The following is a 26862-nucleotide window of genomic DNA, read 5'->3' on the forward strand; positions in this document are numbered from 1 at the left end:
ACCAGCGCCCGGCTGCTGGCGAGGCGGGTATACATGTCGGCGAGCTTGCCCTGCACCAGCTGGAACTCGCCGATGGCTTGACCAAACTGCTTGCGCTCACGCACATAGGGCAGCACTACATCCATGCAGGCCTGCATGATGCCAAGGGGGCCCGCAGCCAGCACCACCCGCTCGTAATCGAGCCCGCTCATCAGCACCTTGACCCCGCCGTGCAAGGTGCCCAGCAGGTTTTCCTGCGGCACTCGGCAGTTGTCGAACACCAGCTCGCAGGTGCTGGAGCCGCGCATCCCCAGCTTGTCGAGCTTCTGGGCGGTAGAAAAACCGGGAGTGCCGGCTTCAACGATAAAGGCAGAAATTCCTTTGGGGCCCGCACTGGTATCTGTCTTGGCATAGATGACGAAGGTGTCGGCATCGGGCCCGTTAGTGATCCACATCTTGTTGCCGTTCAGCACGAAGTGATCGCCCTCGCGCTCCGCGGTGAGGCGCATGCTGACCACATCGGACCCAGCTCCCGGTTCGCTCATGGCCAGCGCCCCCACATGCTCGCCGCTCACCAGCGGGGGGAGGTAGCGTGCTTTTTGCTCCGCCGTGCCGTGGCGGTGGATCTGATTGATACAGAGATTGGAGTGGGCGCCGTAGGAGAGGCCGACCGAGGCGCTGGCACGGCTTACCTGTTCCATCACCAGCACGTGGGCCAGATAGCCGAGGTTCACCCCGTCATACTCCTCCGCCACCGTGATGCCGTGCAGCCCCAGTTCACCCATCCGGGGCCAGAGATCACGGGGAAAGGCGTTGCTCTGATCGATCTCGCTGGCGCGCGGGGCGATCACTTTCTGGCAGAAGGCCGCAACCTGTTCGGTCAGGGCATTCAGGGTCTCATCCATCTGCATCCATGCTCTCCTTGCGGATATGACAGTCGGGTAGGAAGGTTGGTTCGACCGGCTGACTCGGCGTTACGGCTGGCAGTGGTCGGTCCATTTTGTACTTCACTTCTGCCATAAGTTTACGTTAGCGTAAACGTAAATCAATTGTTAATCTGTTGTGTATCGATAAAGCCGTGGTAGTGAGAGCGTCATCAGCTACCACGACAACAGCGCCATAGTGGCAGATCCGACTGACGCAGCGTGTGGGCGCCGCGTCATAAAGTGCTAACTCAGGAAAATAAGCGCGGGGAAGAAAGCGCGGGGCAACAAGGGAGCGAACGACAAGATGGATTTTACCCTGACCGATGATCAACAGGCGTATGTGGAGGCGGCCGCCGCCTTTGCCGATGAGGCGCTCAAACCCCATGCCGCGCGCTGGGACAAGGAGCATGAGTTTCCGATCCCGACCATCAAGCAGGCGGCAGAGCTAGGTTTTTGTGGTCTCTATACCCCGGAGCAGTTTGGCGGATTGGGGCTGCCGCGCCTCGATGCGAGCCTCATCTTCGAACGCCTCGCCATGGGCTGTACCTCGACCACGGCGTATCTGACCATCCACAACATGGTGAGCTGGATGCTGGGTAACTGGTTGCCCACCGAGGTTGCCAAGGAGTGGGTGCCCAAACTGGCCAGCGGCGAGCTGCTGGGCTCCTATTGCCTCACCGAGCCGGGGGCGGGTTCCGATGCTGCGGCACTCAAGACCCGGGCGGTGCGCGAGGGTGACAGCTACCTCATCGAGGGGACCAAGGTCTTTATCTCGGGAGCAGGCAGCAGCGATGTGCTGGTGGTGATGGCCCGTACCGGTGGTGAAGGTGCGAAGGGGATCTCTGCCTTTATGGTGCCGGCAGATAGCGTGGGTATCGTCTATGGCAAGCCGGAAGAGAAGATGGGCTGGAACAGCCAGCCGACCCGGGAAGTGGCGTTCAACGGAGTGCGAATTCCCGCACGCTACCGGCTGGGTGAGGAGGGGGAAGGGTTCAAGTTCGCCATGCAGGCCCTAGATGGTGGGCGCATCAATATTGCCACCTGTTCGGTGGGCACCGCCCAGCAGGCGCTGGACGATGCGCTGGCTTATGTGCAGCAGCGCCAGCAATTTGGTCACCCGATCAGCGAATTCCAGAGCGTGCAGTTTCGCCTGGCCGATATGGCGACCGAGCTGGCTGCCGCCCGTTTGCTGGTGCGTCAGGCCGCTGACAAGCTGGATCGCGGGGCACCCGACAAGAGTGCCTGGTGTGCTATGGCCAAACGGTTTGCCACCGACGTGGGTTATCGAATCTGTGATGAGGCTCTGCAACTCTTTGGCGGCTATGGTTATATCCGCGAGTATCCGCTCGAGCGCTATCTGCGCGATACCCGGGTACACCGCATTCTGGAGGGCACCAACGAGGTGATGCGACTCATCATCGCGCGCCGCCTGCTGGCCGATCCCGGTTTGTCGCTGGGCTAACCGGTGGTCGCATCAAGGGTGTGTTGCCTGCCACCCGGTTTGCACCATGCCATGCCGGTTTCGGCTTTGTGAGCCAGCCACAGGTTGGTGTCATTCAAGCCTGTCATCATGGCGGCAGCTTCATCGACAAGGACAATGTTATGACAAGGATCAGACTCGAATATCATGGCCACGTGGCCTATATCACCCTCGACCATCCCCCTGCCAACACCTGGACCCTCGCCAGCCTGCAGGCCTTTTTGCAGATGATGGTGGAGCTCGACAGTCGTCCCGATGTGGTGGCGCTGGTGATCCGTGGTGCGGGCGACAAATTTTTCTGCGCTGGTGCCGACCTCAATATGTTTGTCGAGGGGAATGTCGAGCTGGCCCGCGAAGTAGCCGAGGCCTTTGGCAAGGCCTTCGAGGCGCTGGCTCGTTTTCACGGCGTCAGTATCGCCGCCATCAATGGTTATGCCATGGGCGGTGGGCTGGAAGTGGCGCTGGCTTGTGATATCCGCATCGCCGAGCAGCAGGCGTTGCTGGGACTGCCGGAGGCCTCGGTGGGCTTGCTTCCCTGTGCCGGTGGCACCCAGCGCCTGACCGAGCTGGTGGGGCCGGGCTGGGCCAAGCGGATGATCCTCTGCGGTGAGAAGGTGAGTGCCTCGCTGGCCTACGAGATGGGGCTGGTGGAGGAGGTGGTGAAAACCGGTCAGGCATGGGAGGCGGCGCACCAGATGGCCCATCTGGTGGAGCGCCAGAGCCCGAGCGCCCTGCGCGCCTGCAAAACCCTGATCAATCAGGGCCGCAGCGGCCCGCGGGATGCCGCCTTGCCCCTTGAGCGAGCGCTGTTTCTCGATCTCTTTAGCGATGCCAACCAGCGTGAAGGGGTGGCCGCCTTCCTGGAGAAACGCTTACCGCGCTGGCAATATGGCCCAACAAAATAAATCCATACGGAGCCGTTTATGAGTGAGCCGGTCAAGGTTAGCTGTTATCCCACCGAAGATGGCCATCAGGTCGGGGTGTTGACCCTCGACAGCCCTGCGTCTCTCAACGCATTGAGCCTTCCGATGATCCAGATCCTGCAACAGACGCTGACCCGTTGGGAGCAGGATCCCGCCATCGTCTGTGTGCTGCTGCAGGGGGCGGGTGAGAAGGCATTTTGTGCCGGTGGCGATATCCGCTCCTTCTATTACCGCAAGCAGGAGGCAAGCGGATCGGAACTGTTCGAATATGCCCGCGACTTTTTCGAGCAGGAGTACCGGCTCGACCACCACATCCACTCTTACCGCAAGCCCCTGATCTGCGTGGCTGACGGTATCTGCATGGGGGGGGGTATTGGCCTGTTTGCCGGAGCCGATTTTCGGGTGGTGACCGAAAAGAGCCTGTTCGCCATGCCGGAGGTGACCATCGGCCTCTACCCCGACGTGGGGGCAAGCTGGTTTTTAAGCCGGATGCCGGGGCGGCTCGGGCTCTGGCTCGGTCTGACTGGCGCCCGCTTCAACGGGAGTGATGCCATCGGTCTTGGGCTGGCGGATCACGCCATCGCCAGCGGCGAGCGCAGTGCGCTGTTGTCACGCCTCGCCGTGCTCGAGTGGGCTGGCAGTGGTGATCCCCGCGAGCAGATCGATCTGCTGCTCAGGGAATTGCACAGTGAGGTGGCGGCCCGCTTGCCAGCGCCTGTATTGCTGCCCCATCAACAGAGGATCGGTGCCCTGCTGGCGGGGCGCACGCTGCAAGGGGTATTGGCGCGGTTGTTCGAGGCTCAGTTCGATGAACAGGAGACGGTACTCCAGCAGGCGCAGCAGCTCTGCCGCACCGGCAGCCCCATCAGCCGCGCCATTTTGTGGCGTCAATATTGGCAGGCTCGCCGCAACTCACTGGCAGAGGTATTTGCCGAGGAGCTGACCCTCTCGGTCAACTGTGTGCTCAAGGGGGATTTTGTGGAAGGGGTACGGGCACTGCTGATCGACAAGGATAAAGATCCCCGCTGGCAACAGTGGCCACCGGAGGGGGAGTGGCTGGACGAGTTCTATCGCTGGCCGCAGGGGCGCAATCCGTTGGCCTGCAAGGAATAACATCTTGGCAACCGGCGGAGGCCGCCATCAGCAACGCAAGGAGCAAGCGGGATGACAAGGATAGGGTTTATCGGGCTCGGCAACATGGGGGGGCCCATGGCGGCCAATCTGGCCAGGGCCGGGCACAGAGTGCAGGTGTTTGATCTGGTTGCCCAAAACATTGAGCGCGCCATCGCCGCTGGCTGCATTGCCACGGGGGATGCCCGTGAGGCGGTGACCGGCTGCGAGGTGGTGATCAGCATGCTACCTGCGGGGGAGCATGTGCGCGATCTTTGGTTGTCTGAGGGGCAGGATCTGCTGGCGGCCCTGCCGGTTGGTGCACTGGTGATCGACTGCTCCACTATCGATGTCGACTCTGCCCGTCAGGTCGGGGAGGCGGCCCGCGCCCGTGGTTTGCGCTTTATCGATGCCCCTGTCTCGGGCGGTGTCGCCGGTGCGGCCGCCGGGACGCTCACCTTTATCGTTGGCGGCGACGCGGCAGATTTCGAGGCGGCAAAACCCCTGCTCGCCTGCATGGGGCAGAACCTGTTTCACGCCGGGACGCTGGGGGCGGGGCAGATCGCCAAGATGTGCAACAACATGCTGCTTGCGATCCATATGGCGGGCACTGCCGAAGCGCTGGCCCTCGGGGTGAAGGAGGGGCTGGATCCCGCCGTGCTCTCCACCATCATGGGCAAGAGCTCCGGCAACAACTGGAGTCTGGAGCGCTACAACCCCTGGCCCGGAGTGATGGAGAATGTCCCTGCCGCCCGCAACTATCAGGGGGGATTTATGACCCGGCTGATGGTGAAAGATTTGGGATTGGCCATGGCGCTGGCCGAGCATGGCCACAGCGCTGTGCCGATGGGGGCGCTCGCGCGTAACCTGTTCAACCTGCATGCCGCTCAGGGGCAGGGGAGCCGTGATTTCTCCAGCATCGTCGAACTCTATCTGGATAAACAGGATCCCGCCTGACGGGCCACCTCTCTTCAAGGCATCTCTCTTCGACCAGCTACAAGGAGCATTGATGGATATCAAAGATAAGGTCATCGTTATTACCGGCGCTGGACGTGGCTTGGGACGGGCCATTGCGCTGGCCCTGGGCGCACAGGGGGCGACGCTGGCGCTGCTCGACATCAATCGCGTCGATCTGGAGGCGACCGCAGCCCTGGTGCACAGTCAGAATGATCAGTGCGATCAAGATAGCCAGTGCGAGCTGTTTGTCTGCAATGTGGCGAGCGAAGCCGAGGTTGAGTCGGTTTTTGCTGCCATCAAGGAGCGTTTTGGCGTGCTGCACGGTCTTATCAACTGCGCCGGCATTTTGCGCGATGGTATGCTGATCAAGGTGAAAGAGGGTGAGCTGGTGGAGAAGATGACGCTGGCCCAGTGGCAGAGCGTGATTGACGTCAACCTCACAGGTACCTTCCTCTGCGGTCGCGAGGGGGCGGCGCTGATGGCGCAAGGGGGGCAGGAGGGCGTTATCATCAACATCTCCTCTATCGCCCGCGCCGGCAATATTGGCCAGAGCAACTATGCCGCCAGCAAGGCGGGGGTTGCCTCGCTGGTGGTGACCTGGGCGCGGGAGCTGGCGCGCCATGGCATTCGGGTGATGGGGATCGCTCCCGGGGTATTTGCCACCGACATGACGGCGGCGATGAAGCCGGAGGCGATGGCGCGGATGCAGCAGGCCATTCCGGTCGGCACCCTTGGCGAGGCGCAACAGCTGGCCGAGACGGTGAGCTTTATTTTTGCCAACGACTATCTGTCGGGAAGGATGATAGAACTGGATGGCGGTTTGCGTTTATAGGGATTTACATAATGGGCCCCGGTGTTTCCACCGGGGCTTTTTTATGCAGATTATTTATACAGAGAGTGCCTGAATGGCGATGCATAGGAACCATGCGAGTCAGGTTGTGTTGGCAGAAAAATGAGAAATATCAATGGGTCTTGGTTAATTTGAGCCAGCTCACAGGCCATATGGGTCAGTGCTGTAAAATTGCGCGCGGTCAAGGCGGTGCATGATTGACGGGACGAGGGATTGCGGTCGGAATAGTCATGCAATATAGTTGCCGCCTTTTTCACGGGGTCAGGATTCCCAGCCCCTCCCATATTGCGCGCAGTATGAATACGGACGCTCTGCCGCCGCCTAAATAAACAGGATTGAAATGGACAAGAAACTAGGGCTGGGCGCCCTCATTTCGCTGGTGATCGGCTCCATGGTCGGCGCCGGGGTCTTCAGTCTGCCACAAAACATTGCTGCGCATGCCAGTGCCGGGGCGGTCGCCCTGGGTTGGGCCATCACCGGTCTGGGCATGATCTGTCTCGCGCTGGTTTATCAGAACCTCTCCATGCGCCGCCCCGATCTCGATGGCGGTATCTTCAGCTATGCCAAAGCCGGTTTCGGCGATTTTATCGGCTTCAACGCAGCCTGGGGTTACTGGCTCTGCCAACTGCTGGCCAACGTCTCCTACGCCATCGTGGTGTTCAGCGCCCTGAGCTACTTCTTCGATACACCTGACAACGTCATCTTCGGTGACGGCAATACGCCGGTGGCCATCACGCTGGCCTCCATCCTGATCTGGTCGGTGCATGCGCTGGTGCTGCGCGGGGTACAGGTTGCTGCGCTGGTGAATATCGTCACCACCATCGCCAAGATGGTGCCGCTCATCGTCTTCTGTGTCGCGATCCTGCTGGCCTTCAACATGGATACCTTCACTCTGGATATCTGGGGCCAGAACAATATGGAGCTGGGCTCCGTGATGGATCAGGTCAAGTCCACCATGAAGGTGACCCTCTGGGTCTTTATCGGGATTGAAGGGGCGGTGGTGGTCTCTGCCCGTGCCCGTCATCGCAAGGATGTGGGCCGCGCCACCGTGCTGGCACTGCTCGGCGCCCTGACGCTCTACGTGATGGTTACCCTGTTTTCGCTGGGAGTCATGAGCCAGCCGCAACTGGCGGCACTCAAGAACCCTTCGACCGCCATGATCCTTGAAGCCGTGGTCGGCCCCTGGGGCGCCTGGCTTATCAACATCGGTCTGGTGGTGTCTGTGATGGGGGCTCTGCTCAGCTGGACCGTGCTGGCCGCTGAAGTGCCCTACATCGCAGGCAAGACCGGCGTCTTCCCGGGCTGGTTTGCCAAGGAGAACAAGAACGGCTCGCCGCAGGTATCCCTCTGGTGCTCTACCTGTCTGGTGCAGATCTTCCTGATCATCATCTACTTCCAGAGCAGCACCTATCTGGCGCTGGTCAACATCGCCACCTCGGCGGCGCTGGTGCCCTACGTTTTCTCCGGTGCCTATGGCCTGAAGCTGGCATTGAAAGGGGAGACCTATCAGGGTCAACCTCATCAACGCAAGCGTGACCTGCTGCTGGCTCTGGTGGCGACCGTTTACGGTTGCTGGCTGGTCTACGCTGCCGGTGTGGAGTACCTGTTGCTGGTGGCGCTGCTCTACAGCCCGGGCATCTTCATCTACTGGAAGGCGCGTCAGCATCACGGTCTGCGCGGTCTTAACAGGCTGGAGCAGGGGATGACGGCGGCTCTGCTCGGCTGCGCCGTGCTAGCCTTCTACAAGGTGATGGACGGTACCATTCCACTGCACTAACCGGCACAATGAAGAGATGGCCCTCCCGCCATCTCTTTTTTTTCATGCAGATATCCACTGTTGCCCGGCCGTGTTGGCCGTTTATCGTTCAAGACAGGAATTTTTATGCTGTTTATGGGTTACCTCCTGCTGGGGGCCTTTGCGGGTATGCTGGCGGGGCTGTTCGGGATTGGCGGTGGATTGATCATTGTTCCTGTGCTGGTGGTCAGTTTTCGTGCGATGGGATTTGAACCCGAAATCATTACCCATTTGGCCCTGGGCACTTCCCTTCCCACCATGATCTTTACCGGATTCAGCTCGCTTAGGGCGCACCAGGAAGCGGGCGCCGTCGACTGGGTGATGATCCGCAGATTGGGGGCTGGTATGTTGGTTGGTGCCTGGCTCGGTGGTATGACGGCCAATCTGCTCAGTACCAGCACCCTCAATATCATTATCGGCTGCTTCGCCTGGACTATGGCGCTGCAGATGGGGCTTAACCTCAAGCCCAAGGCGGAAAGACACCTGCCAGGAGCGTTCGGCACCGGCATTGCTGGCACAGTGATAGGCTGGATGTCCGCGCTGTTTGGCATTGGTGGTGGCTCGCTCACCGTCCCTTACCTGAGCTGGAACTCGGTGCCGATGCGCAATGCGGTGGCGGCCTCTGCGGCTTGCAGCATGCCCATCGCGCTGGCGGGGAGTCTGAGCTACCTCTATGCGGGTTGGGATCATGCCGATCTGCCCGAGTGGAGTGTGGGCTACATCTATCTGCCAGCGCTGCTCGGCATTGTGCTGACCAGTACCCAGTTCGCCCGCCTTGGTGCCAAGCTGGCGCATCGCCTGTCACCCACACGCCTCAAGCAAGCATTTGCCCTGCTGATGCTGCTGGTGGGGGCGAAATTTATGCTGTTTAGCTGATTCATTCGGCAGATTGTTGAAAAATAAGGCAAACGAACAATCGAAGGGCAGAAAGCCATTGCATTGAGAGGCCAGTTTGCCTATTCTCCTCGCCGGTGGTCCTATTGGTCCTCTCGCATTGATAACCCGTCGACCTGGTCAGGACCGGAAGGTAGCAGCCAAGGCGGGGGACTCGAGTGCCGGGATGTGGCTGGTAGGGCCACCACTTGTTTCTGCAATTCAATAAGTTACAGCTAATAGCCCCCTTCAGACCTCTTGGTAATCCACTTTGTGTGGATGAATCAAGAGTCTTCATAGTGAATCTCTGGCTCAGTCCCCACGGCATCCGGTATTACCGGAAAGTCACCACGCTCCCCTGTGGCCGTCGTAAAGAGATCAAAAAATCCCTGCATACCCGAGACAAGCTGACGGCCCGTGCAGCTGTTGCGAAGCGGCTTGCCTGTGCGCGTTCCAGACCCAAGCCCATTCAGTTGCCTGCCGAGGTCAATGTTGCCCCACATGAGCAATCAGTAGCCCGGAATCCAAGGTTTTATTGTTTGGTGACACGCATGGCTGCGTTGTATTTGAGCCGCCCATGGGAAATATGTCTGTTTATCTCGCTCAGTAGCGTCTCTTTATTGATGGGCTTGGTGATATACCCGTTCATGCCATGGGAGAGATAGTATTGCTTGGATTCCGGCATCGCATCAGCCGTCAGGGCGATGATGGGGATATCTGCCCAAGGCATCTGGGAGGTGCGGATCCGGGTGGTGGCCACCAGGCCATCCATCACTGGCATCTGGACATCCATCAACACCAGATCAAATTCGGTGTGACCCAGTTTCTCCAGCGCCTCTTCTCCCTGAACGGCCAGTGTGACCTGATGGCCCACGGAGTCGAGCATGGCGCCGATCACCTTGCGGTTGGTGGCATTGTCATCAACCAGCAAGATGCGATAACTCTCCTGATCCAGCGGTTTGGACGGCAGGCAAACAATCGAGGGGGTCGTGGCTCTGGCGGGCCAGATGTAGGTAAAAGTACTGCCATGTCCCTCGCTGCTCTCTACCGAGATATCGCCGCCCATCAGGCGTGCGAGGTTACGGGATATTTCAAGTCCCAGGCCCGATCCGCCATATTGGCGGGTGATCGAGACATCCGCCTGGGCGAAACGTTGAAACAGGTTCTTTAACTGACTTTTGCTCATGCCGATCCCGGTGTCCTGGATCGAGATGTGTATCGAGTGGCGATCCTGCTCCAACAGGGTGCTATCAACATGGATCTTTACTTCCCCCTGATGGGTGAACTTGATGGCATTGCTCACCAGGTTGAAGAGGATCTGGCGCACCCTCAGCGGGTCGATCATCAACCACTCCGGCGTATCGGGGGCAACAGTCAGGGTCAGTTTGATCCCTTTTGCATCGCAGTTGCTCTGCATCAGGGCCCGGATATCCTCCAGCAGCTGGGGCAAGTGATGGGGGGCCAGTTGCAGCTCGATCTTGCCCTCTTCCAGCTTGGATACATCGAGAATGTCGTTAAGCAGACCGAGCAGATGGTTTGCCGATTCGCGCGCCGTCTCCAGATAGTCTCGCTCCCTCGGATCCATATCCCGGTCGGCCAGCAGTGAGAGCATGCCGAGAATGCCATTCATGGGGGTGCGAATTTCATGGCTCATGTTGGCCAAAAAGCTGCTTTTGGCTCTTGTGCCTGCCTCTGCCGCCTGATTTGCCCGCAGCAGTTTGTCATTGAGCTGCTGCATCAGTTTGTGCTGCAGAAACGAGATATTCATTTGCCGCCAGATCAGCAGGGCGAGCACAAAGAGCAGCGCAAATTGCAGGGTCGCGATGAGTGTCGTCGTGATGATCTGCTCCCTCACGCTGTCGCGGCGCGCCACATCAAACAGGGTCGCCTGCTGGTTCACCTCTAGGGTCAGCTGATGGAGCAGGGGGAGCAGGGAGGCGAGTTGTTGGCGCAGCTCCTGATGGGCAAGATTGTCGAGCGGCTTGGTGGCTTCCGGCCCGAGCCAGATATCCGCCAGAGAGATGTAGGAGCGAATGGCTTTGCTTGCCTGCTGGTAGATCTCTGTTTGCTGAAGCAGGCTGCGATCCTTGCTCTCCAACACCAGATCCATGCGGCTGACCAGAATATCGTATCTGAGTTGGAAGGTCGGTTGCGACTCATGGAGCAGCGAGCTTTGAAAACGCAGCGCTTCGTTATAGAGCTGGAAATAGTTCCACATCACGTTGTCTTCGCCCTGGCTGGTACTGCGCTGCAGATCCTGAAATTGCCGGTACTGGATGGTACCAATACCGGCAAAGGCAAGGAGCAGCACGCAGAGCACCACAAACAAGAAACGTTGACTGGCCGCCATGGAACGCATGATGGGATCTACTCCACTTTTATCGCGCTGATCTGCCAGATAGCCCGACCGTAATAGAGCTTGTTTTGCAGTTCGGGATATTGATCGAACGGATAGACAAGGAACAGCGGCCCTTTGTCACGCACCGACAGTGGCTTGCCATTGATCGTGCGGGCGAGGATGACCCGATACTGCTCGGCATCGCTTGTCGGCACCTGTACCGAGTAGTCATTGAGCGCGGTAATGGTGAGCTGTTTGCCGGTTGCCCCGACCTTGGCCAATACATCTTGCAGCAGCGGGCCGCGAAAAGTCTTGGCTTCGTCATACCAGGGGGTATGGGTTTTGATTTCGTGTACCGGCAGTTGATCCAGCATGGCGCTGTCCCACAGGGCCAGAGCCTGATGAGTGGGGCTGCTGATGGCGCCTTCAACCTTCAACACGGCGCTGTCAGGGGAGGGGGCTGCGTGTGCGGTGCCGCAAAGGGCTGCCAACAGTGGTGCGATGTAAAGGCCTGCTTTCATGATCTCTCCTTCCTGGAAAATGGCGGCATGGGGGCCGAGCCAACGGTGGCTTGTGAGCTGTGTCCAAGGGTAAGCAATAATCGGGCCCAGTCTAATGGGCTTGAATTATCAGCTATTTAGCCTGTTATCGGGCGATCTCGGCCAAGGTGAATTGCAGTTTGCAACGTGCGGGGGAGGTTAATTGCAATTTGGCAATCAAAACGAGGAGTGGGTGTCGGTGAATAAGGCGCAAAGAGTATCATTTGGAGAACAAGTGCTGTGGCACTGCCCGGCATAACATTTGCAACGTGCTGAATGCCGTGACAGCAAATAGTCTGAGAATCGACAAGGAGCTAGCGATGGAAAGCATGACTTACACCCTTAATGATATCCAGGTAGTGGTACTGGAAAACGAGTTTGACGCGATGGCCGTCAGTGAGCTCCGCCCGTTGTTTGAAACCCTCTCGACCCACCCGGGAGATATCCTGGCCGATATCAGCGATGTTCATTTTATTGATTCATCGGGGATCGGAGCCTTGGTATTTCTCTATAAAAGATTGATTATGAACGGGCATCAGATGGCCCTTGTCTGTGGACCCGGTCAACCTCATGACCTGCTGGAGATGTTGCATATCGACCGGGTGATCCCCTGCCATGAGAGCATCAAGGCCTATATGCGTTCCCGTGGCATGATGGCCGCTGCATCATGAAACGGGTTGCTATCCTGCTTTCGTCCATTCTGCTGTCGGGTTGTGCGCAGTGGCCGCCGCAAGGGTATGGCGGCATGGCAGAGGCAAGACCCACCCGTATTCCGGTCAATGAGGATGAATGGCGGGTCTGGTCTCGTTATGATGAGCGTCAGAAGGAACTCGACTTGCAACTGACGGAATTAAAGCAAGCGAGTCTGCAGGGGTGTATGCCTGCCGAGTTGAAACGACTACAATCTCAACGTATTGATATCGAACGGGATATGCACGGACGGCTCTGGTCGGATGTAGCCTGGCGTCAGACCGTGCTGGCACAATCACTACAACAAGTACGTTTGCGGCTGCAACAGACAACAGCGGATGGCTGTCGTGCTGATTGGTCAGGGCTCCCCTTACGCCAATGGGGGCAGACGTAACAGACGAAAAGGATGTCTATGAAACGGGGCGCTCTCGAAGGATTGATCTGTGTTCTCTTGCTGTTGTTCACCTGCCCGTTACTGGCCTCCACCTTGTTGGCTCCCGGTGATCGGTTGGCCATCGTGCAACCCGGTGAGCCTGCTTTTGATCAGCCTTTCCAGATCAACAAGCAGGGGGAGATTGCACTGCCTGAAGTCGGCAACCTAGTGGTGGGGGGGAAGACCCTGCAACAGGCGGATGAGCTGATCCGCACCGCCCTCAAACCTGTTTACAACAACCTCTCTCAATTGACCGTCACCTTGCTGGAAAAGCGGCTGCTGATCAGCGTGATGGGCTATGTCAAAAAACCCGGCAGTTATGATCTGGCGCCCGATGGCAACGTGCAGATGGCCCTCGATGCCGCTGGCGGTCTGGTGCCCGGTGCCCAGCTCAACAACATGCAGGTGCGGCGCGGCAGCACGGTCTCTAGCTTCGACTACAAGCGTTATCTCGATACCGGCGATGCCAGCGTGTTGCCGCCATTGCAATCCCTTGATGTGGTGTTCGTGCCAGCATCCCCTTTGATCGGCAACGTGCAGATTGATTTTGATGCGGCAACCCTGGCGGCAGGCGGGGATGGCGATACCGGCAAGGCGATCAAGGTGTTTGGTGAGGTCAACAGCCCCGGCGCCTTTAGTTTCAAGAGTGGCAACTCCATCGTGGATCTGCTGATGCGAGCCGGTGGGGTGACCCGCTTTGCCGGGGTGGAGCGGATCCGGGTGATCAATGGTGATGCTCCCGAGCTGTTCGATCTCAAAGCCTATCTCGACTCCGGCAACAACAAGTTGCTGCCCAATCTGGCGCCGGGCGCCACCATCTTCGTGCCCAAGGATGAAGAGCAGATAAAACGGGGGGCGCGCACCATCTACATCATGGGCGAGGTGTTCAAACCCGGCGCCTATGAGGGGCGGGAAGGGGACTCCTTCCTCGATATTCTGGCCAATGCCGGTGGCCCGACCCGCTATGCCGAGAGTCGCCAGATCCGTTTGCTGCGCACCGATGGCACGATCGAACCCATCGACTTGCAGGCCTATACCGAAGGGATACAAAAGGCGCTTCCCCAAGTCAAACCCGGTGATGCCATCTTTGTGCCGGAAAAGACCGATATCAACGAGAAGTCCTGGTTGAAGGTGGCACCCGGGCGGGCTGTGATGGTGATGGGGGCGGTGCGGATCCCGGGCCGCTATGAATGGTCTGACGAAATGTCGCTGCTGGATCTGATCGCCCACGCCGGTGGCCCCAACGAGCGGGCCGATATCGCCAAGGTGCAGATCCTGACCGCCGAAGGGGGGCAGGCCACGCCGACCCTGTTTGATCTCGACAAGTTTCTCCATCAGGGGGGGGCGCTGGCCAGCCTGCCAAAGATCCGGGCCGGATTCACCATCATGATCCCCGAGCTGCCCACCGATCCCAGTGATAACAAGTCCCAATGGGTGCGCCAGTCACCGGACAGTTCCATCTATATCTTCGGTCAGGTCGGGGCCCCCGGTCGCTATGCCTTCAATGAGCAGATGGGCTTTATCGACATCCTGTCGGCCGCCGATGGTCCGACTGCGGCGGCGGATCTGCGCAATGTGCGCATCGCCCATCGCAGTGGCAGCACGGCGCGGGTCAGCAAGCTCGATCTTGCCCTCTACTTTGAAACCGGCGATGAAACCTTGCTGCCCAAGGTGCTGCCCGGTGACTCCATCTACCTGCCGGAGAAGAATCGCCCCTGGCTCGATGAGCCGAAGGAGAACACCATTCGGGTGCTGGGAGCGATCGCCCGCCCGGGTCGCTACCGCTTTGACTCTTCCATGACCCTGCTGGATCTGCTGGCCGAGGCGGGGGGCCCGACCAGCAGCGCCTATATCAAGAAGATTGTGGTGATCAACATGGCCACCAGTGGTCAGGGGGATCAGGCCCGCAGCTTCGATCTCGACGGCTTTGCCAAAGAGCCCGACTTTAGCCAGTTGCCGGTGCTGCGCGCAGGGGACACAGTCTTTATCCCTGACAGCAAGAGCAGTAACTGGGCCATCTTCATGGATGGCATGCGCGACATTTTGACCACGATCTCGGTGGTGGCCCTGGTCGGGACGCTTTGATATGAGCATCCCCATTCAATATCTGGAGCTCGAATCCCTCTATGCGGCGACGGTCGCCCGGGGGATCCGCTCGCTGGCGGTCACCTCGTCGGAAGGGGGAGAGGGGGTGAGCTCCATCTGCGATGCGCTGGCAAGGCGCTCGGAAGCGGATGGGCTGCGCACCCTGCTGGTGGATCTCAACCTCTATCATCCCGGCCGCGCCACAGCGGTTTCCTGGGGGCCCAATGATGTGCCCGAGCCGGTAGCCACTGGCCGCTCCTTGTCCCTGCTCCCGGCGCCGGGCAAGGATCTGATGGCCTTTCGCAACAAGGATACCTTGCGTCAGCTGCTGGTTCGCTGGCTGGAGCATTACGACGTGGTGATCTTCGACACTTCGCCGCTCACCGCCCTCAATCGGGGCAATATTCCGGCCGATCAGGTGTGTGGGGCCTGTGAAGGGGCACTGCTGGTGGTGCTGGCGGGAGTGACGCCGACGACCGTGGTACAAAGTGCGGTGGATAAACTGACCCGTGCCGAGGCCAATCTGATTGGTGCTGTCTATAACGACAAACTCAACCCGGGGCTGGCCAGCGAGATCCTGCGCGAACTTAATCGGCTGCCCAGTAACCGGGTGACCGAATGGCTCAAGCGCTGGTGCCGGCGCAGTGCCTTGCTCAATTTCCGGATCTGATCGCCCGCTGATGGAGGCCCGATATGGATGACTGGTTGCGATCTGCTCCGGCAACCTTGCAGGCGGTGCGCGAACTGCGCAACCGGCTGGCACAGGGGCTCTCCCTGTTTCAGGTCTCCCCAAAGGATCAAGCCAACTGGCTGCTCTGTTTCAGTGAGCTGGCCACCAATAGCGTCAAACACACAGCTCCTCCCGCGACCCGGCTCTGGCTCACGCTGAAAGAGGATGAAACGGGTTTGAGTCTGATACTGGAAGATGATGGCGGCCCGCAGCCCGATCTTGCCAGCGCGCCGTTACCCGATGAGCTGCAGGAGGGGGGATACGGGCTGGCGCTGGTGCACCAGCTGTTTGCCGAGGTGCACTTCTCTCGCGATGGTGATCGCAATCGCGTGACCCTTCGCCAGCAGGGCCCGGTCAACCAGCTGCCGATGATCGCGGTGATCGACGATGACAAGGTGATGCGTGCCCTGCTCACCGCCTACCTTCATGAGCACTACCGGGTTGAAAGTTATGCCGATTCCCATGCCGCCCTGCTGGCGCTCGGAAAGCAGCCCCCCGCGCTGGTGCTCTCCGATATCGAGATGGAAGGGATCGATGGCTTTGGGCTGCGCCAGCAGTTGATGAAGGATCCCAAGATGAAGGGGGTGCCCTTTATCTTCCTGACCGGTCATCAGGATCAGTGGACCCAGAGTCGGGCGGGGGCGCTGGGGATCGATGACTTTCTGGTCAAACCCATCACCAAGCAGGACCTGTTGCTGGCGGTTTCGCGGGTGCTGCAACGCTCGCAGCAGCTCAAGTCGCAATGGGGCGAGCAGCTGGATCAGCGCATGACCTCGGCGTTGCGCCCGTTATTGCCCGCCACCTCCATAGGGGGATACCAGCTGGCGTTGCAAACCCGTGCGGCCACCGTGGGGGGCGGGGACTTTCTGCTGGTCAAGGATCGGGTGCTGTGGCTCGGGGATGTGATGGGCCACGATGTAGAAGCCAAGTTTTTTGCCCATGCCTATGCCGGTTATCTGCGCGGTTTGCTGACGGCGCACGATCTGGAGCGCGCCCCCGCCCGTTTGCTGACCATCTTGTCCAATGCGGTTCACAGTGATCCGCTCCTTGGGGCTACCCTGCTCACCACCCTCTGTATTGAGCTCGGCAACGAGGGGCGGGTGCAGTGGGCCAGCGCGGGCCACCCGGCGCCCTGGCTGGTTGGGCCCGGCACCATCCGTCAGGTCGGCGTGACCGGCCCCTTGCCCGGTTTGCGCCCGGATCCCCACTTCGTGACCAATGAGCGTCAGCTCAAGCCCGGCGAGATCCTGCTGTTCTGGACCGACGGCCTGCTCGATAGCCGTGATGCCGCAGAGCGCCAGCGCTGGGAGTCGCAGCTAAAAGAGATCTGCCTGACTTCGGGGCCCGGTCTTGAGCAACTGGCTCATCGCATTGCCCGCTGGTTTGATGAACGCATCAATGATGCCGCCCTCGATGACATGACCCTCCTGCTGGTCGCCTGTCCCGGCGCCTGATCCTGCCCCTCTTTGCCTGACTGGCCCGCTCTATGCAGCGCCTCATTTCAGGTGGCATGGAGCCACGGGAGGAGGGCCTTATGTTACCCATGCAGCAGATCTGGCTGGCCATCGATGCGCGTCAGGTCGGTGGAATAGAAGTTCACATTATCCACTTGGCCAACGATCTGCTGGCCAGGGGATTTCGCCCCACCATAGTGCTGGTGAGCAACCACGGCATGACCCCCTTTACGACCCTGCTCAAACAACAGGGCTTGCCCTACGAGGTGTGCCACAACAGCCGCGACTTTATGCGCCGTCTGGCCCGCCAGCCGGCTTCTGTGCTGATCCACACCCACGGCTACAAGGCCGGGGTGCTGGGGCGGCTGACAGCCTGGTTTACCGGTAAATCGGTGGTTTCGACCTTTCACAGTGGGGATGACGGGGAGGGTTTGCTGAAGTTTTACAGCTGGCTGGATCGCACCACAGCGCGTTTTGCGAAGTGTATTGCAGTAAGCGAGCCCATCGCTCGCAAATTGCCTGTGCCAAGCACGGTGATCAGCAACTTTGTCCCCATGCCTGCGACGCCGGCTGCGGTAACTGGCAACCGGATTGCCTTTGTCGGTCGCCTCTCGCCGGAAAAGGGGCCGGAGGCGTTCTGCCAGCTGGCTGCCTTCTGCCCGGAGGGAGCGTTTCATCTCTACGGGGATGGCCCCATGAAAAGTGCCATGTTGCAGCAGTATGGTGATCGCGTCCAGTTTCATGGTTTCAAGAACATGGCCAATGAGTGGCACAACATCGACCTGCTCTGCATCACCTCCCGCTTTGAAGGGTTGCCGTTGGTGGCCCTGGAGGCGATGGCTCACGGTATACCGGTTTGTACCTTTGCGGTGGGGGGCCTGGTCAATCTGATCGACCATAAATCCAATGGCTGGCTGGTGGAGCCCGGCCATGTGCGGGATATGGCGGAGCTGGTCAACTACTGGCTGCGCAGCGATGGAGTGGTGCGCAGCAAAATGAGTCAGGCGGCCCGCAACACCATAGCCCGCGGGTACAGCGTCAACAACAGAGTGACCGATATTCTGGCCGTCTACGGCGCCTGAATCCCCAAGGGGAAACCTGTCAAAACGAGTGGCCGCTGGCCACTCGTTTTTTATGTGCCGGTGTTATAGGGAGCAGGGGGCGCAGGGGGCGGATTGCTTATGTGATCACGCAACGCTTGGGTTTCTGCGGTGGGGCAAACGGACATCAGGCCTGTGGATGGAGCCAGATAAGGGCGGTCAGATCGCTGACTTCTCGGTGATTACCGCGGACGTGCCACAACGATGCGCCATAAAAAAGGCCATTGCAGTGGCAATGGCCTGAGGGTCTCGAGGTGTGGTTGAGGTCGGCGCGGCGGGATTAGCGCCCCTTCTTGCCTACCATGATGGCGATCGTCTTGCCGATGATATGCACATCCTGCACCAGCCAGCGCCAGGGGTGGAGCAGGGCGACCGAGTAGGCCAGATCGAACGCCAGCTTGCTGCGCACATCATCCAGCGACTCGTCGTAACCCTGATTGACCTGTGCCAGACCGGTAATACCGGGGGCCACTTCATAGGTGCGTTCGATAAAGTAAGGCACCGCATCTTCCAGCCGGTTGGCGATCCCGGGTCGCTCCGGACGGGGGCCGATCAGCGACATCTCCCCCTTGAGCACATTGATAAACTGCGGCAGCTCATCGAGCCGGGTTTTGCGCAGAAAGTCGCCGCTGCGGGTGATCCGGCTGTCCCCCTTGCCACACCAGACCGGCCCGGTGGCCGCCTCGGCGTCGGCGCGCATGGTGCGAAACTTGATCATGAAAAAGAGCTCGGTATGGGTGGCGTGGCTACGCCCGATCCGCAGCTGACGAAAGAACACAGGCCCCGGGCTATCGAGCCGGATGGCCAGCATGATCAGCGGCCACAGTGGCAGCGTCAGCAGCAGGCCAAGAGTGGCACCGAGCAGATCCATGCTGCGTTTGACCACCAGGGTCAATCTTGGAATGGGGTGTGTCATACGGCTTTCTCCTGTGACATGAAACGTATGGGGGCGCGCAGGCAGTAGCGCAGGGTGCCCATGCCGTTGTACCAGTGTCCGAGCACCAGATAGTGGATCTTGCGAAACAGATTGGGCCAGGGGTGCACAGGGGTCAGCTGGATCAGGATGACCAGTAGATACCCCAGCAGTTGCAGCCCCAGCAGCAGCTGAAACAGCAGGGATTGGGTGGCCAGCGGGATGGCGCAGAGCCACAGCAGGGTCAGGCAGAGCGGCATCAACACCCGCAGCCCCTTGCCACTGGCAAAGTTGAAGGCAACCCAGCCGAACTTGGGGTGCAGCAGGGGCAGCAACCGCAGCAGCTGCTGGGTGTTGCCAGCGCCGATCCGCTTGCGCCGTGTCGCCTCCAGCACGGCATCGGAAACTTCCAGCTCTAGTGCGGCGCAGCGATTGTCATAGACAGCCCGATACCCTTTGGCGATGGCCTGCATCGGCAGGATGAAATCGTCGTTGATGGTATCGGCAGCCAGCGGGGTGAGGCACTCCCGGCGCATCATGTAAAAGGCCCCGTGGGCCCCCAGCATGCCGCCAAGGGCCGACTCGCAGAGTTTGATCTGGCTTTGATAGTGCCAGTAACTCTCCTCGCCCTGAGAGCCCGGTTGCCAGAAGCGGTACGCTTCCCCGACCACCCCTACCTTGGGATCGGCAAAATGGGCGACCGCCAGCAGCAGGCTGTCGATGGGCAGCAGGGCCGAGACATCGGTGAGGGCCACCAGATCGCTGTGCACCCGGGTCATGGCCTCGTTGAGCACGGCGACCTTGCCGCGATTGCGCGGGTGATCAAACAGCCTGATCTGCAACTGCTGCAGGGCGGGATCACCGAGCTGGCTGAGCGCAATGGGGTAGCTGTTGTCGCTGCAGCCGTCGAAATGCACATGCACCCACAGCTTGTCGGCGGGGTAATCGAGGCTGGCGAGGTTTTGCAGCTTGGCCGCGATGGTCGCCGCCTCGTTGTAGACCGGCATCAGCAGGGTGATGGTCGGCAGCGCCTCATCGGTGGCGTCTGCTTTGAACCCTCGATCCAGGGGGCGGGGCGGATTGGCTACCTTGCGCGCCTGCCGACCACCGAATTTGAGCAGCAGGGGATAGCCGACATGGTGGTAGACCACCAGTACAGCGCACAGCCAGAACACGATCATGATCCATTCCATGGGATGCTCCTCTGGTCATCGGGTCGCTTGATCAGCGGCTGTAAAGCTGCTGATAGGCCTGAGCCATCCGGCTCAAGCTGCTTTGCTGGCACACAAACTCTCGGGTGACGGCACGCAGGCTATGGCACTGCAGCAACCCTTGTGCCAGAAGCTGGGCAAGGCGGTCGGGATCCCGCTCCGACAGGATATGGCCGCTGGCCTGACAGACGATCTCTCTGGCCGCCCCCACATCGCTCATCACCACCGGCACCCCGCACGCCTGTGCTTCCAGCACGCAGAGCGGCATCCCCTCCGCCAGCGAGGGGAGGCAGAAGAGATCCAGCCCCTGATAGAAGCGTGGCATGTTTTCGACCAGCCCCAGAAAATGGACCCGATGGGCGATCCCCAGCTGCTGACACTGTTGTTGCAACGCATTTTGCAAACTGCCGACCCCTGCCAACGCAAGATGCACCTCCTCCGGCAGGGTGCGGATCGCCTCCAGCAGCAAGGTGTGACCCTTGACCGATTCAAGGCGGGCGGCGCAGCCAATCAGTTTGACCCCTTGCGGCAGCCCCATCTCCTGACGGGCGAGGGCGGCGGCGCCCGGGGCAAAGCGCAGCTCATCGATGCCGTTGGGGATCACGGTTGGCGACAGCTGGCCCAGCTTGGCCAGCAGCTGGTTGGCCACCGGCGTGGCATCGGCCACCAGAATGGGTTTGAAGGCGCGCAGCCCCCACAGGGCCAGCGTGCGTTGATGGGGATCATCGAGATACCAGGCATCGTGCTCTGTGTGTACTAGGGTGGGCACCCGGGCCAGCCGACTGGCGAGGCCGCCATAGAGCATGGGCCCAAGATGGTGGGTATGTACCGCGGCTGGCTTGAGTTGGCGCAGCAGTCGGGTGAGCCGCCAGAGGGTTGCCAGCGACCATCCCGCGGGCTTTTCCAGACAGTGAATATTGCCTGCGAAGGGACGCAGAGCGGGCCATGCCCTTAGCACATCCCCTTTGCGCCCTTCGAGAGATATGATATGCACCGGCTGCTCGGCAGGGCTCGCCTGAGTGAGGTTGAGCACCATGGTCTCCAGCCCGCCGGGTTGCAGGTGCTGCACGACCTGTACGACAGGCTGGGCGCTGGAGTTCCTGCGGGGATGGGGTCTGTGCGATGGGCTTGATGACAACATGGTTCGCGCTCCGGCAAGGGAAGGGGTGACACCCCGGATAGCGGGAGAATGCGAATCTTGTACCACTCTTGCGATCTGCCCACAGAGGCGATCCGCACCTCTGGTGGCACTGCCCTTGCATCGTGTGGGGGGAGGGCTTTTCTCAGGGAGTGATGCCATGCCTGTCCAGTTCTATTACAACCTCTACATCATTCTCTTTGCCGCCTGGCGGCGCCGCTATCTGCTGGTGATCCCGGTACTGGTGATGCCGCTGGTGGGCGTGACGGTCGGCCTGCTCACCCCCAAGGAGTATGAGAGCCGCACCACCTTTATGGTGCCGCAAGATGCCAACCAGACCCCGACCCTCAAGGATCTGATCACTCAGGAGAGTCTCAAGGATCGCTTTGCGGTGCTCGAAGCCCTGCTGCGCAGCCGTTATGTGCTGGACGGGGTGGCGCGGGATCGCGGCCTGGTCAATGACGAGACCCCGCCTGCCCAGCGCGATGCCATCATGGACTGGCTCTCGAGTGCCGTCTCGCTGCGGCTGATTGGCGATGAGGTGATCGAGATAAAGGTCAAGGCGGATTCGGCGGCCAACAGCGCCGGTTTGCTCGAAGCCATTTCACGGCGCTTCTTCTTCAACCTGCTCAGCAAGGGGCGCCAGTCGGCGGAATCGTCCGAACGTTTCCTGCAAAGCCAGCTCGACAGCCGCCGCAGCGAACTGCAAGCGGCCGAGCAGCTGCTCGCCGATTTTAAACGGGAGCATGCCAGCGCCTTGCCCCAGCAGCAGAGTACCAACGTCGCCCGTCTTTATGGCTTGCAAGAGCGTTATGCCGAGAGCCTGATCACCCTGCAGCAGGCCAAGGCCCGGGTCGATCAGCTATCGCTGGGGCAGGAGAGCCAGCTGGCCCGCCAACTGGATGAGAAGCTGCAGCTGATGCGCACCGAGCTGGTATTGCTGCGTGCCCGCTACAGCGACGAGCACAGCAAGGTGCAGAGTCTGCGCTATCAGATTGACCAGTTGCAGCAGGAGTTCGAGCAGCTCAAATCCCAGCCGGATATGGCCCGCGGGCCCGAGTGGCAGTTGGCCCAAACGCAGCTGACGGAGGCAGAGCAAAACGCCGCTGGCTTGAAGAGTCAGCTGGATGGGCTGGACAAGGTGGTCGACTCCCAGGGAGATACCGAGCGCCAGCTCGCCGAGCTGGAGCGGGATCTGGCGGTCAAACGCACTCTCTATCAGGATTTGCTGCTGCGCTATGAAAAGGCCAAGGTGACCGGCGATCTGGGCAACTTCGAGCAGGGGGAGCGGATCAAGGTGATCGACAAACCCTTCGCCCCCAGCAAGCCGAGCAACTACCCGCTCTGGCTGTTTTTGCTGGCGGGCATTGTTGGCGGGCTGGGGCTGGGCTGCGGTCTGGCACTGGTGGCCGAACTGGCGGATGCCAGCCTGCGCCGCTCCGATCAGCTGGCCGCCCTGGTCAAGGCGCCGGTGCTAAGCCGCATTCCCTACTGCGAGCCGGTGCCGGACTATCCATCCCATAGTGATCAGGCGCTCGATGGGCAGGTGTTGCCCATGTCACCAGAGCCGGGGTGATTGCCACAAAAGCTGGCTATCAGCCTGAATCTGGATATTTCTGAACAGGCCTTGTGATAAGGCCTTTTTTAGGGGGATATAAACCGCGACTAAACCCCTTGTGGTTTGATCTCCACAGCTCGTCGATTTTTTCCAGCGCAGATGTGAAATATGATGTGACTCGTTATTTTACCATCTTAAATTTTTCTCTCTGTGAGGTTGGCTATGTTTTCTATTTTTGTTTATTGGCTGCGTCAATGTATTCTGATACAATCGGAACCCAAGGTCGTTTTTGTGTTCAATGTTATTTAATCGACCATTCGATGGTTTAGGTTTTTTATTTGTAATGTGTGATTCGGCACGGTTATATTGAATGCTTTTAGTATGTAGGTGGTTGTTGATTTAGTTACTGTAATGCGATTGGGATAATGATGGAAAGTATGATTTTTCATGAAAGGCTAAGGGATTTTAAAATAATTGAAAAGCAATTAATTGAGTCAAATATATTGCTTAATCCATATAACATTGATTCTGATGATATGTATAAGATTGAAAATTATCTATTAAATAGAGATCAGAGATTTAGTTGCTTACTTGATAGAAATATTGTTTCATATCTCATTGATCTGGTGAAAGGTATCGAGTTGCAACCAGATTCTGAACGCAATAAATGCCATAGACTTGCCGCTGCATTACAAGCTTTCTTTAACGCTGCAGATATTAAATCTGAACCGGGCCTTTCATATCATGAGTATATTGAAAATGCCTCAATAGAGAAGGCGGATAAAGAGTTGAGTTTTTTTCGATCTGCGGATAACTTGAATGCAAATATTTATCTTGATATCGCATTAGAAAAAATCCATTCAATTCCTAGTGATCTAGTCCCCAAATTTGATTCTGGAGAGTTATTGAATTTTGATCCTGAGTACCGCGTAAAAGAATTTGAGTTTAACATTGTCGTAATTAAAAAAGGTTTAAGCATTCGTTCAAAATGCACAAGTGATTACGAGGCAATGATATTGTTGTTAGAGTGGATGTTTGAGGAATATGTATTTTGCATACCAGCATTTTATTTTATGGCGATATATTTTAGTCGTCATAGGATACCAAAGATGATTAAGTCTAATTCTTTGAAAAGTGTTAGAAATGCAGCTTGGGATTTAGCATTATTACAGCACTGGATATCATTGGTTAATAATGATAGAGAGCAGATCTGGTTGTTGGCAAGTATGGATAAAGCTATCGCTAAAACTGCAAATCTTATGCTTACTCGTTCAACAGAAAGTTCAGATGACTACCTAGATAGGATTGAGAACACATTTTCTTCTATGTGGGGTAAGAAATTCGGTCATGGGCGTAAACTATTTCAAAGATTTCTCTACTGGCAAAAAAATATAGATAGTCCGTTGAGAAGATTTAACCACCCTGAAAATAGAACTTCTGAGTATATGTTGGCAGTGAGAGCGTCGGTACATGATGAATATATGCGTATGTTAGTTGTCTAGACCGTAGGTTCGATTAGCAGATGGGCATAATCGGACGCTCGTGGTGAAATTCCATGTCAATGCGGCAATAACGTCACGACCGATGCCAGTTCGAGAGTGAGTTTTTTGGGGGAAGTGCGAAGTGGCAATCAGAGAGGGTTTTGGTGAGTTAGAGAGACATATTAGAGAAAGACTGCGAACGTCCGATTACGCTTCGCTAATCAAATCTTCGGCCTTTGTCAGAAGGACATAATAAAGATGAATTGGATGCCAGGTAATACTAAGCAGGGTACATTTACCATTGTGGTTGCTATCCTGTTATTAGTATGTGCCCGAGTTGGATTTTATATAAATAACCCCGCGGAGTATTTTTCGACTAATCTTTTGCCGGAACTAACCGGAATGCTAATTGAATTATGCATTATACTTTTCATTGTTGATCGTTGGCAAGAGCAAAACAGAGTTCAACTTTTAATCATCAAAGAGAAACGCCTAAGAGAGTATCTGATTTTTTTCTTACGGCACGGGTTTAAAACATTGCCCCGTAAGTACCGTGTTGGTAATTTTTATGGTGAAGAGCATGAACAGAACATTGAGTACCTAGATAGTCTATTTGATTTTATTAAGGATGGTGGATTGGCTACACAAGAAATTGATGCCATTCGTGGTCAATGTGATATTGATTTAAATACATTTGGAAACTTGCTTCCGGTTGCGTCGGAGTTAACGGATGATCATTTCAAGGCATGGTCTCGAATTATTTATTTTATGGTGCGCATATCAAAAGGGTTAGGTGATGATGTAGAAAGTATTAAGTATATAATCATAAATATTAAGAGGTATGAGAGCGCATCCCATGCAAGTGGCATATATGTTGGTTCGGAGAATGTGTGAAAATATTAAAAATGATTCTTGGTGTGTGGTGCTTAATATTTTTTGAGTCCTTATTTGCAATGTAGTAGGCCTGCCAGTAGTTGTTAATATTTAGGATCGTTTAACTGCAAATACTATAGCTCGTAGGTTCGATTAGCCGGTAGGCGTAATCGGACGATCGCGGTGACACTCCCCGCCAATGTGGCAAGTACGTCCCGACCTGTGTCAGCTAGAGAGTGAATGTCGGGGCGCAGAAGTGGCCATATGAGCGTTTTGGCGAGTTAAAAGAAAGGCCGCGAACGTCCGATTACGCTTCGCTAATCGAACCTACGGTGCTGAGTTAGCTGACAGAATACGGGTGGTATTCAAACCAAAAGTTGTGCAGCCCCTGCCGAAAGCCATGTTTACGGCAAAAAATCAGGGAGCCATGGCTCCCTAATCGCGACACACGGGGTGATTCACTAGCCGATGGCTGGCGTTTGTTGCCAGTTGGCTTGCTGCAGGCGTCCCTGATTACGGCGTTGATAGCGCCAGGCCAGCAGTAGCGGCATACCGAGCAACAGCTGGGCGGCCAGCGGGATCTCCTCGATGGGGGCGGCCAGTGCCCCTTCCGGAATAATGCCCCCCTCAATTTCGGCTGCCAGTTTGAGCTCCAGCGCATTGCCAAAGTCGGCGAAGGTGGTGGCATTGATCACAAACGCATCCTGACCGCCCGCCACGTTCTCCACATACCACTCTTGCAACACCCCATCGGCGTAGTCCTGACCTATGGTGATGCCGTTAATGGTGTCGATGCCGGAGGCGAGCAGTTGATCCCGCACGGTGGAGGTATCCAGCCCGTTGTTCTGGATACCGTCACCCGACACATCCATCACCTGGCGGGCGGCGGTGTAGTTGTTGGTATCAAACTGCTGGGCACCAAAGGCCATGGCCGAACCGGGGGCCGTCATCCCCGCATAGGGGCGGACCAGGGCATCCAGGGTGGCGGCGAAGTTGTTGATGGAGGTCATATCGTAGAGGTGGAACCAGTCAGTCATCACGCTCTGCTGGTTGCTGCTGCTCCACATGATCATCTGTACGGCGATGGAGCCGAGTTTGCCACCACTGGTGTCGAGGATGGCGCTTTGTACATCCTGACTGTAAAAGGCGTCCACATACCCCTGTAATTGCAGATTGAATTCCGATGAACTGACGCTGCCCGACACATCCATCAGCAGTTGCAGTTCGGTATCGACTTCGGTCAAGGCGTATGCGGGGGAGGTTACCAATAACATCCCCAGCAGCCCTGCCAACGGTTTGAGTTTCATTGCTCACTCCTTCTCCCTGGCGCTAGTGCCAGCAGGGGGAATGAATAAAGCGTGCCAGCTTTGTTGCATCCTCTGACTTGGCTTGGTCCGGGTGAGAGCGGGCAGGCATGGAACTTGCG

The 26862-nt window shown here is 57.9% G+C and carries 23 protein-coding genes and 1 other RNA gene; 17 read left to right on the top strand and 7 right to left on the bottom strand.

Features of this window, described 5'->3' with window-relative positions; all coding sequences use genetic code 11:
• Positions 1-890, bottom strand: an 890-nt coding sequence (locus G5358_RS01200; RefSeq protein WP_421323439.1) for an acyl-CoA dehydrogenase family protein, incomplete at its 3' end; no start/stop codon positions are given.
• Between the two features lie 319 nt (positions 891-1209).
• Between G5358_RS01200 and G5358_RS01205 the strand changes: the two genes are divergently transcribed.
• From G5358_RS01205 to ffs, 8 genes are all read left to right on the top strand, one after another.
• Positions 1210-2367, top strand: a complete 1158-nt coding sequence (locus tag G5358_RS01205; RefSeq protein WP_421295747.1) for an acyl-CoA dehydrogenase family protein — start codon at positions 1210-1212, stop codon at positions 2365-2367.
• A gap of 140 nt (positions 2368-2507) precedes the next feature.
• Positions 2508-3290: an enoyl-CoA hydratase gene (locus G5358_RS01210; protein WP_069527382.1), complete on the top strand. Its 783-nt coding sequence runs from the start codon at positions 2508-2510 to the stop codon at positions 3288-3290.
• 18 nt (positions 3291-3308) lie between these two features.
• Positions 3309-4421, top strand: coding sequence for an enoyl-CoA hydratase/isomerase family protein (locus G5358_RS01215; RefSeq protein ID WP_323905606.1), 1113 nt, complete (start codon positions 3309-3311; stop codon positions 4419-4421).
• 51 nt (positions 4422-4472) lie between these two features.
• Complete coding sequence (gene mmsB / locus G5358_RS01220; RefSeq protein ID WP_088869123.1) at positions 4473-5375, top strand: 3-hydroxyisobutyrate dehydrogenase; 903 nt, start codon at positions 4473-4475, stop codon at positions 5373-5375.
• Between the two features lie 52 nt (positions 5376-5427).
• Positions 5428-6207, top strand: a complete 780-nt coding sequence (locus G5358_RS01225; protein WP_421222545.1) for an SDR family oxidoreductase — start codon at positions 5428-5430, stop codon at positions 6205-6207.
• Positions 6208-6565: 358 nt separating this feature from the next.
• Complete coding sequence (arcD, locus tag G5358_RS01230; RefSeq protein WP_005336921.1) at positions 6566-8002, top strand: arginine-ornithine antiporter; 1437 nt, start codon at positions 6566-6568, stop codon at positions 8000-8002.
• 105 nt (positions 8003-8107) lie between these two features.
• On the top strand, positions 8108-8896 hold the full coding sequence (locus tag G5358_RS01235) for a sulfite exporter TauE/SafE family protein (RefSeq protein WP_421275241.1): 789 nt from the start codon (positions 8108-8110) through the stop codon (positions 8894-8896).
• A gap of 102 nt (positions 8897-8998) precedes the next feature.
• Positions 8999-9095: signal recognition particle sRNA small type (gene ffs / locus G5358_RS01240), an RNA gene on the top strand.
• Positions 9096-9425: 330 nt separating this feature from the next.
• Here ffs and G5358_RS01245 read toward each other — a convergent pair.
• Positions 9426-11252 carry an ATP-binding protein gene (locus G5358_RS01245; protein ID WP_421298045.1) on the bottom strand — a complete coding sequence of 609 codons (1827 nt, stop codon included), beginning with the start codon at positions 11250-11252 and terminating at the stop codon, positions 9426-9428.
• An 8-nt stretch (positions 11253-11260) separates the two neighbouring features.
• A complete protein-coding gene (locus G5358_RS01250) occupies positions 11261-11752 on the bottom strand; it encodes a molybdopterin-dependent oxidoreductase (RefSeq protein WP_149153032.1) in 492 nt (163 codons plus the stop codon).
• A 338-nt stretch (positions 11753-12090) separates the two neighbouring features.
• On the opposite strand from G5358_RS01250, the gene G5358_RS01255 reads away from it, so the two are divergent.
• The 6 genes from G5358_RS01255 (at position 12091) to G5358_RS01280 (ending at position 18244) form a co-directional block, all read left to right on the top strand.
• Positions 12091-12441: an STAS domain-containing protein gene (locus G5358_RS01255; protein WP_005333409.1), complete on the top strand. Its 351-nt coding sequence runs from the start codon at positions 12091-12093 to the stop codon at positions 12439-12441.
• The gene (locus G5358_RS01260; RefSeq protein ID WP_421323440.1) at positions 12438-12854 is read left to right on the top strand and encodes a hypothetical protein; all 417 of its coding nucleotides are present in this window, start codon (positions 12438-12440) and stop codon (positions 12852-12854) included. The genes G5358_RS01255 and G5358_RS01260 overlap by 4 nt, the downstream gene beginning before the upstream one ends.
• Before the next feature lie 18 nt (positions 12855-12872).
• On the top strand, positions 12873-14978 hold the full coding sequence (locus tag G5358_RS01265) for an SLBB domain-containing protein (protein WP_421323441.1): 2106 nt from the start codon (positions 12873-12875) through the stop codon (positions 14976-14978).
• Position 14979: 1 nt separating this feature from the next.
• Entirely contained in the window at positions 14980-15648 is a 669-nt protein-coding gene (locus tag G5358_RS01270) for a capsular biosynthesis protein (RefSeq protein WP_421323442.1), read from the top strand.
• 23 nt (positions 15649-15671) lie between these two features.
• Positions 15672-17162 carry a SpoIIE family protein phosphatase gene (locus G5358_RS01275; protein WP_421323443.1) on the top strand — a complete coding sequence of 497 codons (1491 nt, stop codon included), beginning with the start codon at positions 15672-15674 and terminating at the stop codon, positions 17160-17162.
• Positions 17163-17242: 80 nt separating this feature from the next.
• Positions 17243-18244 (top strand): glycosyltransferase family 4 protein, encoded by a 1002-nt coding sequence (locus G5358_RS01280; RefSeq protein WP_421323444.1) that lies wholly within the window; start codon positions 17243-17245, stop codon positions 18242-18244.
• Positions 18245-18542: 298 nt separating this feature from the next.
• On the opposite strand, the gene G5358_RS01285 is transcribed toward G5358_RS01280, so the two are convergent.
• From G5358_RS01285 to G5358_RS01295, 3 genes are read right to left on the bottom strand one after another with little or no spacing between them, the layout of a single operon-like run.
• Positions 18543-19178 carry a sugar transferase gene (locus G5358_RS01285; RefSeq protein ID WP_005333398.1) on the bottom strand — a complete coding sequence of 212 codons (636 nt, stop codon included), beginning with the start codon at positions 19176-19178 and terminating at the stop codon, positions 18543-18545.
• The gene (locus G5358_RS01290) at positions 19175-20368 is read right to left on the bottom strand and encodes a glycosyltransferase family 2 protein (protein WP_267516499.1); all 1194 of its coding nucleotides are present in this window, start codon (positions 20366-20368) and stop codon (positions 19175-19177) included. Before G5358_RS01290 ends, G5358_RS01285 begins: the two co-directional genes overlap by 4 nt.
• Before the next feature lie 31 nt (positions 20369-20399).
• Positions 20400-21527, bottom strand: a complete 1128-nt coding sequence (locus G5358_RS01295) for a glycosyltransferase (RefSeq protein WP_421323445.1) — start codon at positions 21525-21527, stop codon at positions 20400-20402.
• 157 nt (positions 21528-21684) lie between these two features.
• Between G5358_RS01295 and G5358_RS01300 the strand changes: the two genes are divergently transcribed.
• From G5358_RS01300 to G5358_RS01310, 3 genes are all read left to right on the top strand, one after another.
• The gene (locus G5358_RS01300) at positions 21685-23100 is read left to right on the top strand and encodes a GumC family protein (RefSeq protein WP_043819760.1); all 1416 of its coding nucleotides are present in this window, start codon (positions 21685-21687) and stop codon (positions 23098-23100) included.
• Between the two features lie 407 nt (positions 23101-23507).
• The gene (locus G5358_RS01305) at positions 23508-24584 is read left to right on the top strand and encodes a hypothetical protein (protein WP_245094231.1); all 1077 of its coding nucleotides are present in this window, start codon (positions 23508-23510) and stop codon (positions 24582-24584) included.
• Positions 24585-24821: 237 nt separating this feature from the next.
• Positions 24822-25457, top strand: coding sequence for a hypothetical protein (locus G5358_RS01310; RefSeq protein WP_159163473.1), 636 nt, complete (start codon positions 24822-24824; stop codon positions 25455-25457).
• Positions 25458-25897: 440 nt separating this feature from the next.
• Here the strand turns inward: G5358_RS01310 and G5358_RS01315 are convergent, their stop codons facing one another.
• The gene (locus G5358_RS01315; RefSeq protein ID WP_368151326.1) at positions 25898-26743 is read right to left on the bottom strand and encodes a DUF1194 domain-containing protein; all 846 of its coding nucleotides are present in this window, start codon (positions 26741-26743) and stop codon (positions 25898-25900) included.
• Positions 26744-26862: the final 119 nt, after the last annotated feature.

Origin of the sequence: Aeromonas sp. 604176 (genome assembly GCF_049170755.1) — a bacterium.
GTDB classification, from domain to species: Bacteria; Pseudomonadota; Gammaproteobacteria; order Enterobacterales; family Aeromonadaceae; genus Aeromonas; species Aeromonas veronii_A.